Annotated in this window: 11 protein-coding genes; 5 read left to right on the top strand and 6 right to left on the bottom strand. The window is 34.3% G+C overall.

All coding sequences use genetic code 11. The features are described 5' to 3' along the window. Positions 1-115: 115 nt before the first annotated feature. The 5 genes from BUE10_RS22560 to BUE10_RS22540 all read right to left on the bottom strand — a co-directional run bounded on the left by BUE10_RS22560 (position 116) and on the right by BUE10_RS22540 (position 9,057). Positions 116-4,201, bottom strand: a complete 4,086-nt coding sequence (locus BUE10_RS22560; RefSeq protein ID WP_073489255.1) for a two-component regulator propeller domain-containing protein — start codon at positions 4,199-4,201, stop codon at positions 116-118. 210 nt (positions 4,202-4,411) lie between these two features. Next, positions 4,412-6,118 (bottom strand): DUF4955 domain-containing protein, encoded by a 1,707-nt coding sequence (locus tag BUE10_RS22555; RefSeq protein ID WP_234984793.1) that lies wholly within the window; start codon positions 6,116-6,118, stop codon positions 4,412-4,414. Between the two features lie 171 nt (positions 6,119-6,289). Next, positions 6,290-7,474 (bottom strand): mannonate dehydratase, encoded by a 1,185-nt coding sequence (gene uxuA, locus BUE10_RS22550; protein WP_073489253.1) that lies wholly within the window; start codon positions 7,472-7,474, stop codon positions 6,290-6,292. A 128-nt stretch (positions 7,475-7,602) separates the two neighbouring features. Further along, complete coding sequence (locus BUE10_RS22545; protein WP_073489251.1) at positions 7,603-8,415, bottom strand: SDR family oxidoreductase; 813 nt, start codon at positions 8,413-8,415, stop codon at positions 7,603-7,605. 189 nt (positions 8,416-8,604) lie between these two features. Next, the gene (locus BUE10_RS22540) at positions 8,605-9,057 is read right to left on the bottom strand and encodes a NanQ anomerase/TabA/YiaL family protein (RefSeq protein WP_073489249.1); all 453 of its coding nucleotides are present in this window, start codon (positions 9,055-9,057) and stop codon (positions 8,605-8,607) included. 191 nt (positions 9,058-9,248) lie between these two features. Between BUE10_RS22540 and BUE10_RS22535 the strand changes: the two genes are divergently transcribed. Continuing rightward, a complete protein-coding gene (locus BUE10_RS22535) occupies positions 9,249-10,280 on the top strand; it encodes a LacI family DNA-binding transcriptional regulator (RefSeq protein ID WP_073489247.1) in 1,032 nt (343 codons plus the stop codon). 314 nt (positions 10,281-10,594) lie between these two features. Here BUE10_RS22535 and BUE10_RS22530 read toward each other — a convergent pair whose 3' ends face one another. Beyond that, a complete protein-coding gene (locus tag BUE10_RS22530) occupies positions 10,595-11,764 on the bottom strand; it encodes a DUF4861 family protein (protein ID WP_073489246.1) in 1,170 nt (389 codons plus the stop codon). A 164-nt stretch (positions 11,765-11,928) separates the two neighbouring features. Here BUE10_RS22530 and BUE10_RS22525 point away from each other — a divergent pair, with 164 nt between their 5' ends. The 4 genes from BUE10_RS22525 (at position 11,929) to BUE10_RS22510 (ending at position 17,600) form a co-directional block, all read left to right on the top strand. Beyond that, positions 11,929-12,852, top strand: coding sequence for a YybH family protein (locus tag BUE10_RS22525; protein WP_073489244.1), 924 nt, complete (start codon positions 11,929-11,931; stop codon positions 12,850-12,852). 68 nt (positions 12,853-12,920) lie between these two features. Then, complete coding sequence (locus tag BUE10_RS22520; protein ID WP_073489242.1) at positions 12,921-13,388, top strand: NUDIX hydrolase; 468 nt, start codon at positions 12,921-12,923, stop codon at positions 13,386-13,388. An 89-nt stretch (positions 13,389-13,477) separates the two neighbouring features. Next, on the top strand, positions 13,478-14,116 hold the full coding sequence (locus BUE10_RS22515) for an HAD family hydrolase (protein ID WP_073489240.1): 639 nt from the start codon (positions 13,478-13,480) through the stop codon (positions 14,114-14,116). Positions 14,117-14,669: 553 nt separating this feature from the next. Beyond that, complete coding sequence (locus BUE10_RS22510; protein WP_073489238.1) at positions 14,670-17,600, top strand: triple tyrosine motif-containing protein; 2,931 nt, start codon at positions 14,670-14,672, stop codon at positions 17,598-17,600. The last annotated feature ends 130 nt before the right edge of the window (positions 17,601-17,730 follow it).

Genomic DNA, 17,730 nt, shown 5'->3' with positions numbered 1-17,730 from the left:
TAAATAACTGCAATGTTTTTTAACCGTGCAGGTATTAAAATTATCGTTATGTTTTTAGTGATTGGTAAGTATTGAAATTATACCTACAAGGTTTTGAAAACCTTGCAGGAATACATCAAAAAGTTTTTTCGTAAAATTTGTCAGCAAATTGCGACGGAGTTTCTCCGTATCTTTTTTGGAAGCATTTACTAAAGTATTTGGGATTGTTAAAGCCGACTTTATAACTGATTTCTGAAACGTTTAATTTGTTTTGTTCCAATAATTGAGCGGCACGTTTTAACCTGATTTCATGAATGAATTCGTTTGGCGTAAAATTGGTCCAGGCTTTTACTTTTAAGAATAACATGGTACGGCTTACACCTAATTCTGAACAGAAAAACGGAATATCAAATTGTTCGTTCGAAATATTATCTTCTACAATTTTAAATGCTTTTTTCAATAATTCTTCGTCCAGAGATGAAACTGTGATTTCTGAAGGAATAAAACTATCTTCGCTTGAAAACTTGAGTTTTAAACGTTCGGTTGAATTTAAAAGGTTTTTAACGCGAAGCCTGAATTCCATTAAATTAAATGGTTTACTGATGTAATCGTCCGCACCGCTTTCTAAACCTTCAAATTTATAAACCAATGAGGATCTCGAAGTCAGTAAAATAACCGGAATATGACTCGTTTTTAAGTTTTCTTTTATTTTGGAACAAAGCTCAGTTCCTACCATTTCGGGCATAATAACATCGCTGATAATCAAATTCGGAACAAATTTTAAAGCCTTTTCAAAAGCAATTTTTCCATTTTCGGCTTCAATAATATTATAATCTTTTTTGAGCAGGTTTTTCATGAACTTTCTCAAAACCTTATGATCTTCAACAAGCAGAATCGTTTGTTTTTCTTCATTAACAATCAAATCGTCAATGTCTTCATTTTCTATAGTTTCCGAAGGTTCAAGCTGCGCCGTGTATTGGGCAATATCATCGCTGATTTTAAAATCAGGAATAATCTCGCTGTCTAAAAGATGTTCACGCCCAAGCGGAAGCGTCACTTTAAAAACAACACCGCCCGAAGTTTTATTCGTAACTTCAATCGAACCTTTATGCAGTTTTACAATATTCTTTACAATTGAAAGCCCAATTCCGGTTCCTTTATTATAGTTTTTCTGAACCTGATTATGCGTTGGCACTTCAAAAAACAAATCGAAAATTTTGTCAATGTGTTCTTCTGAAATTCCCACTCCCGAATCTTCAACTGCAATAAAAAGATTTTCCTGATCGTGATTTATTTTAATGTTGATCGTTCCGCCTTTTGGCGTATATCTGAATGCATTCGAAATCAAATTATAAAATACACGCTCTAATTTATATCGGTCAAAATAAACCGATATTTCTTCATCCGAAGTTTCAAAAGTATAATCGTAACCGCCGTCTTTGGCATATTCAATAAACGATAAAAAGATTTCTTTGGTGAATTTTACAATATTTCCGTTAGCAGATTCTAATGTAACCTGATCATTTTCAAGTTTTCTGAAATCCATTAAACGATTAATTAAGCTTAAAAGATGATTCGCGCTTCCTTCAATCACCAAAAGCTTTTTATACATTTCATTCGTTCCGTTATAATCTGCCAGAATTTGCTGTAACGGTCCTAAAATCAACGTTAAAGGCGTTCTGAATTCATGAGAAATATTAGTGAAGAAATCCAGTTTTGCACGGTTATTTTCTTCAATACGTTTCGTTTCAAGATATTCCAGTTCCAGTTTCTGTTTCAGTCTCGCTTTCGATTTCATAATCCAGATCAAACCATATAATCCTAAACCAATTACAATTCCGTACAGTAAAAACGCCCAGATACTGCGCCACGGAGCCGGATTTACAACAACGGTAAGTGTAGCCGGAGTTTTGTTCCAAACACCATCGTTATTAGCGCCGCGAACTTCAAAAACATAAGTTCCCGGATTTTGAATCGCAAAATTAGCTTCGGCATTTTTAGTCGTTGTCCAGTTATTTTCCAAACCAATTAAACGATAACTGTATTGATTGTTTTTTGATCGAATGTAATTTGGAATCGCAAAGTTTATAGAGAAATTCGCCTTATCATAATCCAAAGTAATAGTTTGAGTAAAACCAATGCTTTTTTCTAAAATTCCATCTTCATCACTTGGATTTACAGTTTCGTTTTTGATTTTCAAATCGGTAATTAAAACCTGCGGTGCATATTGATTTAAGGAAATTTTTGCAGCATCAAAATAGGTAGCTCCAGACGGACTTCCGAAATAAAACTGATTCGAATCTAATTTTAAAGCCGAGTTATCATTGAATTCATTACTCGCCAATCCGTCTTTTTGATCATAAATTACAATATTTTTTTTCGTTGTATTGTATTTGATAATTCCCAAATTAGTACTGATCCATAAGTTTTTATCATCATCTTCTAAAATAGAATGAATAGAAGTGATTACCGTATTTCCTACTTTAAGATTGATGTGAATGAATTTTTTTCCATCAAAATAATGCAATCCTTTTGCTTTTGTTCCCACCCATATTTTATGTTGAGAATCCTGAAACAAAGTCAAAATGTCGTCGCCGGACAAAGCGGCATGATCATAAAAGAAATGCTGAATTTTATATTGCTGCGGATTGAAATTTTTTAACGGAATTCGGTTTAAACCATTTTGAGTTCCAACCCAAACGTAATTTTGTTTGTCAACTAAAATAGTTCGAACAATATTATTGGTTAGAAAAACAGGTTTTGTATTGTCATTTCCGATAATTTGAAAAATCTTATTTGCTGTATCGTAACGAATTAAACCTTTTCCGAAAGTTCCAATCCATAAAACAGAACCTTCTGTTTTAAGCGAATAAACACCGCTTTCTTTCAATAATGTCAATAAATCTTGGGTAATTCGATTGTCTTCAATTCTTTTTGAAATCGTGTTGTAAGCTGATAAACCTTTGCTAAAAGTTCCAATCCACAAAATATGATCGTCAGAAAGACACATCGATTTAATGTCATTTTTATTGGCCTGACCCGTTTTGCTGTTGATATAACTTACGGCTTCGGTATTTTGATTGTAAATTGTGATACCGCCGCCTTCGGTTCCAAAATAAATATTATGATTTTTATCGGCAATTATTGAGCTTACCACATCAAAACTCATCGGAATCTTTTTCGAATTTTGATTGTAATTAGAGAAATTGACATTTGAAACGTCCCAAAGATTCACGCCTTTGTAATAACAGCCAATCCAGATCGAACCTTTTTTATCCATATAAACAGATTTTACTTTGTCGATTCCGTTGTTGTTATTGCTGTTGTTTATTTTTTGCAGACTTTTATTTTGTCCTAAAATATAAATTCCGTCATAAGCACCAATCCATAAAGAACCTTGCTTGTCAATTATTAAAGATCGAATATCAGTATTGAGTTCGCTGAATTTCGCGGCATCTAAAAAAGAAACAAAAGCTTTTTGTTTTTGATCGAATTTTAAAAGTCCTTTGTTTTTTGTCCCAACCCATAAATTACCAGTTTTATCTTCAATAACCGATTGTACCGTTAATAAATCAACAGGATTTAACGGATAGTTTTTAAACGAAAATTTACTGCCTTTTCTGCTTGTTAATTGACATAAACCTTTTGTTGTTCCAATCCAGATTTCGCCTTTTTTTGTTTTTACAATACTTAGAATATTATTGCTCGGAAGCGTAGAAGTATCGGTATCTGAATGAAAAACCGAAGTAAAATTTCCAGTTTTTTTATTCAAAATTGTCAATCCTTTTGAAGTACCGAACCACATTTCGTTACCAATTTCTTTAATCGTCCAAACCGCATTATTGCTTATCGTATGATTGGCTTTGGTATGCAGATATCTGGTAAATTTGCTAGAAACCGGATCATAACAATTCAAACCATTGTAAGTTCCAACCCAGATTTTTCCCGAATTGTCTTCTACAATTGCCAGAATATCATTGTTGCTGATGGAAGATTTATCATTAACATCATTCCTGAAAATCGTAAATCGGCTGCCGTCGTATTTATTCAATCCGTCGCGCGTACCAAACCACATCTGCCCAAACTTATCCTGATGTATGGCAATAACAGAACTCTGCGAAAGCCCGTCGGTTGTAGAAATATTTTTAAGGCGGTATTTATTTTGGGAAAACATATTTCCGAAAATAAGTACGGTTACGAGAAAAGCTATTTTGTATTTCATAGCATTTATTTTTTTAGGTTCAAAGAGGCAAAGGATCAGAGGTTCAAAGGTTTTTATATTGATATAGAATTTAAAACACAGCCAGCGGTTTCAACCGCTGGAACACAAAGTTTTTTCTCCTTCGTAGAAATGACAAAGAATACTTATTAATCATGAAAATGAACAAATAAAACTTTGCGTCTTAGCGACTTTGCGAGATTAAAAAAAAAATTACTTCAATCGCTTTTTTAATTGATAATCATAAAGCGATGGGATTTTGTCTATCGGCGTGTTTAAAAATTCAATATATGGATCGACATCGTATTTGATTTCAAATTTTGTATTTCCGTGTACTCCAATAATTCTGGCAAAAGCACCGTCTTTCATTCCGTATAATAGAACAGGTTTTGACTGATCTGGATTTTCGACTTGTACATTCAAATTCCAAAACGTACTGAAAGGCCCATGCGAAGGTTTCCAGTAATCAGCACCGCCGCCGCCAAATAAAAAATAACTATTGTTTTTATCAGCCGTAATATGAACCGTGATATTATCAAACAAATTTTGATGATTCGCACCGGAATGCTGATCTAAAAGCGCATCGGCAAATATTTCACAATCCTGATATACATTTTTAGTAGAAAAAGTATTGAAACTCAACGGATGAACCGCTTTATTGTAGATTTTAAGATTCTTCACCAAAACATTATGAACACCTCCTAAAGTTACCGTATAATGTGATAAATGAGGGCCGTCGGTAATAATATTCTGAACCGTAACATTTGATATTTCTTCGCCTAAAATTGCACTATCGGCATTTGTGATTTTTACATCATTAACCCAGCTGTTAAAAAGGCGAGTCAGGAAAATAGCATTATTCCCCGGTTCAACGTGGTGCGCCACTCTCGGAATATCAGGAAAAGTAAAGCGAAGATGTTCGATTCCTACTTCGTTTAAATGTTTCCATTCTACCAATTGTGCCTGATAACTTGGTTTTATTGAAATGGTTAATGGAGTTTTAATCGTAATTTTAGAATTTGAAATCTTCACAATTTCAACTTGTTGTCTCACAATTGGAAGTTTTGGAAACTGCCAATGATGTGAACCCGGTTTTACTTTTGCACCCTGATATAAATCTTTAATGATTTCGCCATTTTCACCATCTTTATTAAACAATTGCAATTCGACAATATCACCAACTTTTAGATTTTTTACATCAGAAACATTGATCGTAAATTCGCCCATTTTCCCAGAACTGACTTTCGCCAAAACATTAGAATCCGGTTCGTATTTATCCAAATAAGATTTTACACGCTCACCCGGAATTTGTGTCCAGATAAAACCGCCAGACCACGCATATTGCGAAAAAGGCAAATCGACATTATTTTCAGGTTCGCGTTGTCTTTTATCAAAAGAGGTAAGATATTCACGAAGTTCCGCCAAAGATTCAGGATCTTTAATATACATCATTGGTCTTGGGCAGTAAATTTCAGTTCCGTTTTCACCAGAACCTGTACCGCGAAGCACAAAATTGCTTCTTTCGATATAGACAATTTCACTCAGAATAATTTTGCCTTGAGGCAATTGTAAAATAACATTTCCGTCAACAGCATTGGCTGCTTTTAAAGCCTTCAATAAAGCTTTTGAATCGTCTAAATTGTCGTTTGCTTTTACGCCAAAATCAACAGCATTTATAATTTTCCCGTTAGTTTCAGGAATTTGGCTTTCGCCGAAATGATATCCCGCAAAACTAAAATCAGGAAGGTAATCTGTTTTTGAAGTAATAATTTTAGGTATTTCCTGCGCCAATACAGCGTTCATAAAAAGGCTGCAGGATATAAGGATGGTTTGGCGAATCATGGTTTTGTGGTTAGTTAGTTTTATTGTGGTTTGCCACGAAGGCGCAAAGGCGCAAAGGTTTTTTGTTTTTTCTTTCACGCAGATTTTAAAAAAGATTTAAACAGATGAACGCAGATAATTTATTCAAAATAAAATCTGCTATAATCTGCCAAATCTGCGTGAAAGAATCTTTTTAATCCTTTTATCTCGATAGCTATCGGGAGTGACTTAAAAAAAACCTTCGCGCCTTTGCGCCTTCGTGGCAAAACTTTACACGGATCGCTTAATCCCTAATTCAAGTCCTCGTAATTCTGCAAGACCTCGTAAACGGCCAATTGCGGAATACCCCGGATTTGTTTTTTTCTTTAAATCATCCAGCATTTGATGTCCGTGATCTGGGCGCATTGGCAATTTGCTCTTGTTTCTTTTCTCCACTTCCAAAATCGCTTTTACAACTTCGTACATATCAACATCACCTTCAAGATGATTTGCTTCATAGAAACTTCCTTCTTCATCTCTTTGTGTACTTCTTAAATGAATAAAATTCATTTTATCACCGTGACGTCTCACAATTCCCGGTAAATCATTATCCGCTCTTACGCCATACGAACCTGTACACATTGTAAACCCGTTTGATTTAGAAGGCGCAGCATTCATTAATTCAATCAAATCTTCCTCCGTACTCACAACTCTCGGCAAACCTAAAATCGGGTAGGGCGGATCGTCAGGATGAATCGCCATCAAAACACCTTTACTTTCGGCAACCGGAATAATCTGTTGTAGAAAATAGAATAAATTATCTTTTAAAGCCTGTCTGTCAATATGATGGTAACCACTTAAAGTAACTAGAAAATCTTCAACAGAATAAGCTTCTTCAGCACCCGGAAGTCCAGCCAGAATGTTTCTTTGCAGCTTTACTTTATCGTCATCTGTCATCGCTTCAAAATAGCTTTTGGCTTTTTGAGTCTGCTCTGCAGAATATTCTTTTTCTGCGCCCGGTCTTTTCAAAATGAATAATTCAAAAGCCGCAAAAGCATTAATGTCAAAACGTAAAGCTTTCGATCCGTCTTCAACTGTATACGACAAATCGGTTCTTGACCAGTCTAAAACCGGCATAAAATTATAACACACGCATTTTATTCCGCATAAAGCCAGATTACGAATGCTTTCCTTATAATTTTCAATGTATTGAAGATAATTTCCCGTTTGTTTTTTAATGTCTTCGTGTACCGGAATACTTTCCACAACCGACCAAGTCAAACCCGAAGCCCCTTTTTTAGGATCTCCGTTTTCGTGTTCAATTTCCACTTTTCGTTGAATGATTTCGTCAATGCTCCAAACTTCTCCGTTTGGAATATGGTGTAAAGCCGTAACAATTCCGGTTGCTCCGGTTTGTGCAATATCTTGTAAAGAAACAGGATCATTTGGCCCGAACCATCTTAATGTTTGTTCCATTTGTTATATGTTTTTGGTTTGTTCTCCTGCAAGGTTTTCAAAACCTTGTAGGTCTAAATTATACATCTATATAAATAAAAAAATAATACCTACAAGGTTTTGAAAACCTTGCAGGAACGTAGCAAGTCTTAAATACTTGTTGCGGCAAAACCTCCGTCAACTTTTAAGATTGTTCCTGTAACGAATTTTGACATGTCGCTGCATAAAAATAAAAGTGCGCCGTCAATATCTTCAGGAGTTCCAAATCTTCCCATTGGCGTATGATCTATGATTTTTTCTCCTCTTGGAGTCAGTTTCCCTTCTGGGGTTAATAATAAAGCACGGTTTTGTTCTCCAATAAAAAATCCCGGTGAAATGGCATTTACACGAATTCCTTCGCCGTATTTTTGAGCTAATTCAACTGCCATCCATTGTGTAAAATTGTCAATTGCCGCTTTTGAAGCCGAATAACCTACAACTCTCGTTAAAGGTCTTTGTGCCGATGCCGATGAAATATTGATAATGTTTCCTGATTTCTGTTTCGCAAAAAGCTCCGCAAAAACCTGAGTTGGAAGCATAGTTCCAATGATATTCAAATCGACAACTTTTTGTAAATCATCCGTTTTCATATCATAAACGGCCTGATCCGGCTGAATCGTTGCGCCCGGCATATTTCCTCCGGCAGCATTAATCAGGATATCTAAACGACCATATTTTTCAACAATAAAGTCTTTTGCTTTTTCTAATTCTTCTTTGTTTAAAACATTGGCTTGAACAGCAAAACCTTGTCCGCCATTCGCTTCTATATCTTTTACAGTTTTGGCTGCTTTTTCAATCGATTGAGAAACAATCCCCACAATTACGCCTTGTTTTGCCAAAACGTTTGCAAAGTTGCTTCCTAATACTCCGGCACCTCCGGTTATAAGTGCAATTTTTCCTTTTAGTTTAAATACTGAATCCATTTAGTTTTATTTAAAAATTTCAATACTTTAAATTCCAAATTCCAAACTTCTGGAAAGTAAAGTATATTTATATATGTTTGATTTTATGTTTAAATCTCAATATTTTAAATCCCAAATTTCAATTTTTGAAAAATAATGTTTTAAGTTTTCACTTGGAATTTGGAATTTAAAATTTGGAATTTTTCTCCGTCAGGAGATTCTAACTTTAAATACCAGTTTTTTCAAAAAGCCTTCGCCAATCATCGCGGCATGAACATCTTCTGGAAATAAAATTGCAAATTGCTTTTCCTGAAGTTCAAAAAACATATCCGGTTTATCATGGAAAAAACGAACATCTCTTTCGTCGCTGTAATCGCCATTTGGACTGACACATTTTTCTCTCGGTTTCCACGCAAAAGTTTCAGGGCCTTGTATTGAAATCTGAATGTCAATGTTTTTATCGTGGCATTCAAAACCTTTAATGCTTTCTTCTCTCGTACTTCCGTCGCCGTGAATTACAATTAGTTTTAATCCTTCATTAATTTCTATAGTTCCCGCTTCAAGATTTGCAATGTCAGTTTGATTTACGTACTCAAAAGCTTTTTGAAAATTAGGATGCAGAGCGTAATATTTTGCTGCATTGTGTACTGAATCTATTATCATTTTGTATGATGTTGTAATTAGTTTTTAAATAAATAATATAAAAATTAGATGTCGTTTTTATATTATGTGTATTTTTACGTGTACGCACACGGTATTTTACAAATGTATGTAAATTGTAATCTAAAACAACTTATTTTTGCTAAAAAAAATAATTTATACCAAAGAGCTTTTATTATTTTAACTAAAAAAGAATCAATATCATAACAATTAAAAAAATTGCCGAATTAGCCAATGTTTCGCCCGGAACTGTTGACAGGATTATACATAATCGCGGTCAGGCTGCACAGGAAACTGTAGATAAAGTCAATGCTATAATTGAAGAATTTGGCTATAAGCGAAATATTCTCGCCAGTAATCTGGCTTTAAATAAGAAGTTTCATTTTGCGGTTTTTCTTCCTAAATATGAAAAATTAGAATATTGGAGAAGTCAGGTTGAAGGTATTGAGAAAGCTGCTTTGGAATTTAGCAAATTCGGAATTGTGCTGGATTATTTCTTTTATGATTTTAATGCAGCTTCTTTTAAAGAATCAGTCAAAAAAGTATTGGAGTTCGATTGCGACGGATTATTATTTGCACCGATATTTTATGAAGATTCCGTTCAATTTTTAAATGAATACAAAAAGAAAAATATTCCCGTTGTGATGATCGATTCAAATATTTCAAATGAAGACGATCATGCTTATGTAGGTCAGGATGCTTTTCAAAGCGGTTATTTGGCCGGAAGATTAATCAGCTTTGCGGTGAAAAATGAAAGACATGTTTTGATTTTTAAAATTACCCGTGAAATCGAAAGTACATCGGTTTACTTACAGCGAATCGACGGATTTTATTCTTTCTTTAAAGGAAATGAAGAACTTACGAATTTTAAATTTTCAGAAGTCACCATTAAAGATTCGGGAATCGATCAAATGAATTTGGAGATGTTTTCAGGAATCAGCAGTATTTTTGTACCCAATTCAAGGGCTTATATTGTTGCAAGATTTTTGGAACAAAACCATATAAAAGGCATCCGAATTATTGGTTACGATTTATTAAATGAAAATATTGAATACCTAAATAAAGGCGTAATTGATTTTTTAATCAACCAAAGACCCGAAAGTCAAGGTTACATGGGAATCAATTATTTATACAAAAAACTGGTTCTTCAGGAAGATGTAGAACGTACACATTATATTCCGTTAGAAATTATCTTAAAAGAGAATTATTTTCCTGCGAGGCGGTGATTTTAATTGCCCACGGGTTTTACGGATTAAACGGGTTTGCACAGGTTATTTTAAAATATATAACACTGCCTGTAAGCAAAGTATTTCAAACATAGCCCACGGTTTCAACCGTGGGACGCAATTCATAACCACAATACGTTTCCCACGGTTGAAACTGTGGGCTATATTTGAAAGCTAGAAGTTATCTTAAAGTAGAATTAGTTTCCTGCTAATTTTTTTGCCCACAGATTTTACAGATTAAACGGATTGACGCAGATTATTTTAAAATAAACCAGTGCAAACCCGTTCAATCCGTAAAACCCGTGGGCTATAAATTATTTCTTAACCTTTGCAACCAAAGGATTATTTATCTTTTCAGCAAAAGAAGTCAAATAAGTTTCCCATTCTTGTTTGGTTTGAAACGGACTTCCTTTTTTCCATCCAAAACCAACATAATAAATGGCTTTATTGTTTTTAACCGAGATATCTCCGTACAGATTACTCAAATCTTTTTCATTGGTAACATGATTATCAAAACTCGTTAAGGTGCCTTTTGGAGCAACCAAACCTAAACCAATTTCAGAATCGTCGATTGGTTCCCAATAACTCAACCAGCCCTCTTTTAAAGTCGTTCCAATCGTTCCTTTTTTCTCATGAAGCGTTATTCCGGCAGAAATAGTTTTAGTTCCTGTAATATTGATTTCGAAACGCGAAAACTGACTTCCGTAATCTAAACTGATTAATTTTGATTCTGTTATTTTATTTCCTTTTGCATCCCAATCCGCATATGTTAAAATAAAACTCGTTCTGATTGGTCCGGTTGTAATGGTTTTCCAGCTTACGAAATTCTTAGAAAAATAATATTTGCCATCTACTTTTACAGCAATTCCGCCAATTCCGCGGCTGTCGCCAACATGAAAATTATCCAGACCTTCGCCAGTATCTTTGTGATATGTACCTGTTCCGTTAGTTGCTTTTTCGTACCATTTATTGATAATAGGATAATCGACTCTTTTTAGCCAAGCGTCAATTCCGCTGGTTAAAGTTCCGCCCGGAATTTTGTCTTCTACCATTTTTTGAGCCACAGGCCCGTAAGTTCTAAACGCCACTTTATTGTTTTCCCAGGCATAATCATCAGTTCGTTCCGGAACAAATCTTGAGTAACAACTAATAACTTTAGAAGCCGAAGGATTGGTTCCAACAAAAACTTCAAAATCTTGTTTTGACGAAGCCTTTACTTTAGGTTGGAATAAAAGAACATCCGCAGTTCCGTCGCCGTCATTGTCTACGGTTTGGGTTTCTAAAAAGGAATTATTGCTGATATCTTTTACAGCATAATTTTCAAGTTTAGAATCTGCAGCTAATCCGAGTGATTTTTTTGTGAGTTCAACGGTTTCAAATTCTCTGTCAACTTTAAGATTATTGCTAACCGTTATGATTTTATTTTGAGACTGAATGGTAAAACTACCAGCCAGAATTGCGGTGAATAAAAAATGTTTTTTCAAAATATAATAGTTTTAATTTTTTGCTTTTTTATTTCATAAAAATACAAATCTAAACGGCATCATAAATACATAAATGGAGTAATAATGTACAAATCATTGATTGTGAATTTTATATAAGTATTTTTTTTCTACTTTTAAGAGGTCAATTTTAATATTCTAAAAGCATGAAAAATAGATATTTATCCATTATGTTCTTCTTTTTGGTTTTTACGAATTTAGAAGGACAAAATATTAAAAATACGGAGCAGTTAAAAGAAAAACTAAAAACCGTAAACAGCCAGATAGCAGATTCTTTTTTGCATAATGACAATACTATTATAGTGCAGTATTATGATGATGAAGCGCCTGTTTGCATGCCCGAATATCATAAAGCCTTATATACAAAAGAAGATATAAAATCCTATTATGAGCAATGGCTTTCTAATTTTAAGATCAATGCTTATAAACGAGATATTTTTGAAGTTCAGCTGATTGATAATTACGGAATTGAAATTGGAACTTTCAATATTGATGCGGTAAACGATAAAGGCGGGGCGCTGGTTTATGATGGAAAATATTTGAATGTGTGGAAAATAGGAAAAGACGGTAAACTCACTTTAATATCAGAAATCTGGGGAGCAAACAAAGCAATTGACGGAACTAATTTTGCTTCCATAAAAACAAAAGAAAGTGATACGCCAAAACCTGCTGTAAAAAAGTCTTTAGAGGATGAAGTCAATAAACGAAATCAGCGTATTGCCGAACTTGTAACGAAAAGAGAAGGTGAAAAACATGCGGTTGAATTCTTTACAAAAGATGCCATTTACCTAACATACGATACGCCAATGTTTATTGGATTTGAAAATATTAAACCGTATTTCGTTGAACACGAAAAACCAAATGGAGTTTCAATTGATTCGATATCTATTAAAGCAAGCAGAATTATTCCTGTAAAGAATTTTGTTATTGAGTACGGTTATTATTATGTCGATGTTTCGTGGGACAATAAAAAGGGAAGGGCAATTGTAACCGGAAAAAGCATTAATCTTTGGAAAAGGGATGAAAACGGAATACTAATGCTTTACCGTCAAATGGTTAACCATAATTAAATCCTGATATTCCAAAAAGTATAACGATATTTATAGACTAGATTTTTGAAAAAATAAATAACAGACTCATGAAGAAACAAAGCGCCGGCATATTACTGTATAAGTTTGTAGACAAGACTATTTTTTTCTTTCTGGTGCATCCGGGCGGGCCGCTTTGGAAAAACAAAGATTTAGAAAGCTGGTCGATTCCAAAAGGTGAATTTACAGATGATGAAGATCCGCTTGACGCTGCTATACGCGAGTTTAAGGAAGAAACGAGTTTTGAGGTCGATGGTGATTTTATTAAACTGGAATACGTAAAACTAAAATCGGGTAAAATTGTTCATGCCTGGGCGGTTGAATTTGACGTGGATGAAACTTTGATAAAAAGTAATGACTTTGAAATGGAATGGCCACCGAAATCCGGTAAATTAGAAAGTTTTCCCGAAGTAGACCGAGGCGAATGGTTTCAAACTGCCGAAGCCTTAAAGAAAATAAATCCTGCACAAGCCGATTTTATAATTCAGATGGTTTCTAAAATTTCGGCTACGTTATAAATCAAAAGTAGTTTTTGAATTAATTTTTGTAATTTCCATTTTGGTCATCTGATTGAATTGATCAGATTAATTAAAGTTTAAAATAAGATATGGAAGTTAAAGGTATTATTTTCGATTGTGATGGGGTTTTAGTCGATACAGAAAAAATTGGTAACGGAATTTTGCTTGAAATGGCAGCAGAACATGGTTTTGAAATGGAACTTGAAGATGCTTATCGCAATTTTAACGGCCGCAATTTAAAAGACTGTTTCCGACATATTGAAGAAGCAATTGATCAAAAACTTCCCGAATCTTTTGAATCAGATTACCGCCAGAAAAGTTTTGAGGCTTTTAAAACGAAGGTTAAACCAATGGAAGGTGTAGTTTCGTTTATCGAAAAATTAAAGATTCCGTATTGCGTAGCTTCGAGCGGGCCGGTTGATAAAATCAGATTAAATCTTGAGGTTGCTGGATTATTGGATAAATTCGAAAATAAGATATTCAGCTCTTACCAAATCAGCAGTTGGAAACCAGATCCGGGAATCTTTTTATTTGCAGCCAAAGAAATGGGTTTTGATGTAAAAGAATGTGTTGTTTTAGAAGATAGCAAAGCGGGTGTAAAAGCTGGAATTCAAGGAGGATTTAAAGTGTATGGTTTTGCTAATGGTTATAACAATGCTGATTTAGAGGAAGAAGGTGCGGTACTTTTTCATAGTTATGAGGAGTTGAGTGAGATGTTGGAATTTTAGATTTTAGATTTAAAGTCCCGTTAAACCCGACAGGTTTTTAAAACCTGTCGGGTTTAGTCACACTGAGAGGGCTTCGACTTCGCTCAGCCTGACATGGCGGGAGCGTGAGATTAAGTATTTAAGTTGTCAGCCTGAGCGAAGTCGAAGGCACACAAAGCATATCCGCAATCTTGTCATTCCGAGGAACGAGGAATCGCACTCGTAGATCGACAAAGATTGGTCTTTGCGAGGAACGAAGCAATCTCACGTGCTAAATCAATCGGTGTTCTTTGTTAGTGAGATTGCTTCGTTCCTCGCAATGACAAGGTTAGTTTTGAAATTTTCCTCTTACAATTACTAATTTGTTTGATTAAATTGTAATTTGTTGCATTAAAATAAATTTTTATATATTTGAATTTCGACATTCTCTATTTTGGTTTGATAATAATGAATAATTGTTATTGATACATTTAAAAAATGAATGTTTTTTGCCTGGAAAATGGCTTTCCCCAAGAGTCAATTTCCTAAAATGTGATTCCCAAAAATCACACAATAACCTACAGACAGAAACAAAATGACGAAATGTATAATTAGAATTTTAGTTTTATCGATAATACTCGTTCCTCCAATTGTAAAGGCGCAGATTAAAAAAATTGGAGTTCCTTTTATAACCAATTATAATCCGAAAACGTATAAAGCGGCTTCCGAAAACTGGGATGTTTTACAGGATTCTAAGGGAATGATGTTTTTTGCCAATCATTTCGGGATTATGCAGTTTGACGGTGTGCGCTGGAGCATTGTAACGCAGCCGGAAAATAAAAGTATGGTTCGTTCGCTTGCCATCGACAAAAAAGACAAAATGTATGTGGGCGCACAGGGCGATTTTGGCTATGTCATTCAATTACCTAATGGACAATACCAATACACCTCTTTAGTAAAATTACTTCCGGAATCGGCGCGAAATTTTGGTGATGTTGTGCATACCGTTATCCGAAATAATGAAGTGATTTTTTTCTCTTATGAAGAAATTTTTATCTACAAAAACAATAAAATCAAGGTTGTAAAGTCTAACGTAAAATTTGATGATTTCTTTGAAGTCAATAAGGAAATCTATGTTTTGGACAATGCAAAAGGTTTATTGCAGTTAAAAAACAATGCTTTAACTGCGATTACAAACAGTGATCAATTTGCCGGAATGAAGATTCGAAAAATCTTTCAAACCAAAAACGGACTTTTAGTACTGTCACAAAAAAACGGACTTTTTACTTTTAAAGATAATCAGCTAAAGCCATTTGTAACAGAAGCAGATAATGTTTTAAAGCAAAATCAAATTTCTACAGGTATTCAGCTTTCTGATGGATATTTTGGAATTGGAACTAGACAATCGGGGTTGATAGTCATAGATGGTTCGGGACGTTTGATTCAGCATATCAACAAACAAATGGGTTTGCAAAATGATTATGTAACTAATTTAAAGGTTGATAAAGAAGGCAATTTATGGGTTACGCTTAAGGAAGGAATTTCGCTGATTCAAATTTCTTCGCCTTTATCCAGAGTTTTAGACACTTCAAATTCAGAAACCAAAATATACTGCAGTCAGATTTATCAGAATAAATTATATATCGCGACAGACAACGGTTTGTTTTGGATGGATTGGCTTTCTTATAAAAACGGAAAACATGAAAATGCAAACTTTCAGCACGTTTCAGGAATGTCTGAAAATGTTTGGAATATTGGTGTTTTTGGAAGCTCACTTTTGGCTTTCGAAAAAAACGGAATCTTTGAAGTTTCCGGTAATTCGGCAAAATTATTGGCAAAAACAGATGGAGCTTGGAAAGGAATATTGGTTCCTAATCATCCTGATTTATTGATCGTGGGCGGCTATAACGGAATGTATCTTCTCAAAAAAATAAATAATACGTGGTCTTATCAAAATAAAATAAAAGGTTTTGAAGAAAGCAGCCGTGTTATCGAAACCGATAAAAACGGCGATTTTTGGATTGCTCACGGTTACAAAGGCATTTATAAAATTCAGTTTAATAAAATATTCGATGCGGTTTCAAAAGTGGAGTTTTACAATCAAAAGAATGGTTTTCCGTCGAGTTTGTTTTTGAATACTTTTAAAATTGATGATCAGATTCTTTTTGGAACAACAAAAGGAGTTTACAAACAAGATTCTCATTCGAAGAAAATGATTCCCGAACCCGTTTTCAGGAAATATCTTGGAATGGAAAACCATATTCGCTTATTAAAATCGGATAATCAGGATAATATCTGGTACGTTTCTGGAGAAAACACAGGAAAAATAACTAAAAACCCAAATGGAAGTTTTGAGGTTGAAGAACTGCCTTTTAGAAAACTCAGATATTTATACGTTCCGGGTTTTGAGAATATTCAAACCACAGCCAGCGGCGATGTGTTTTTTGGTACGCAGGATGGTTTAATTCATTATAACACTATTAAAAACAAGCAATATCAAACAAAATATAAAGCGGTAATTTCAGAGGTTAAATGTATTTTTCCGAAAGACAGTCTGTTATTTTCCAGCCGATTTGATGTGCTTCCAAATAAAACAAAAGAGGCATGTGAAGAAATTTCCAATGTTTTATCGCATTCCCATAATGCGCTTCATTTTTCTTTTTCATCTCTTTTTTATGATGAAGCCGATGCCACAAAATACGAATACTGGCTGGAAGGTTTTGAACCAAAATGGTCAGAATACAGCCTTCAGACGGAAAAAGAATATACGAACTTACCTGAAAATGAATATGTTTTTCATGTAAGGGCAAAAAACATTTATGATGTCGTAAGCGAAGAAGCGGTTTTTCGTTTTGAAGTTTTACCGCCTTGGTACAGAACGATCTGGGCTTATATTTTGTATTTAATACTTTATAGTGTTGTGATCTATTTTATTATTAGATATCAAAAATCTCTGGCAGAACGTGATCGTCAGCAATTAATTCTGAATCAGGAAAAAGAACTGCTTCGCAGCCGTGCAGAACTTAACGAACAAAGATTGACATTGGAACAGGAAAATATGGCTATTGTTCGCGAAAACCTTCAAACTACGATAAATCTTAAAAATGCCAAAGTTGCTTCAAATACCGTGAATCTTATTCATTTAAATGAAATTCTGCTTTCGATAAAAGAATTGATTGGGCAGATGGATAAGAAAAACGACCCGAATGTGAACTTTAGTTTATTGACCAAAATAAACAAACTGATCGATCACGAATTGCAGGGTGATAAACATTGGAACGAATTTGAGGAAATCTTCAATCAATTGCATGATAATTTTATGCAGAGGATGAAAACAACTTATCCGGAATTGACTCCTCGCGATATGCGATTGTGTGCGTATCTGCGAATGAACTTTAATACAAAAGAAATTGCTCCGCTTTTAGGAATTTCTGTTCGTGGAGTTGAAGATACCCGATATAGAATTCGAAAAAAATTACAGCTTCCGTCTGACGCAAATATCACAGAATTCATTCTGAATTTTTAATTTTTTATTGTGATGTAAAATCCTAAGTAGTTTTACGCGTTTTTTCTTCATTTTTTTTAAATCACCGTAGTCAAACCGTACTCAAAAATGTAAGTGTAGCCTGATTTATTTGTTAATATTGTGGGATTAT

The sequence above is a fragment of the Flavobacterium sp. CF108 genome, assembly GCF_900129795.1.
GTDB lineage: Bacteria > Bacteroidota > Bacteroidia > Flavobacteriales > Flavobacteriaceae > Flavobacterium.
The sequence above is the reverse complement of the archived record's forward strand: the minus strand, read 5'-3'. Positions and strand labels throughout refer to the sequence as shown.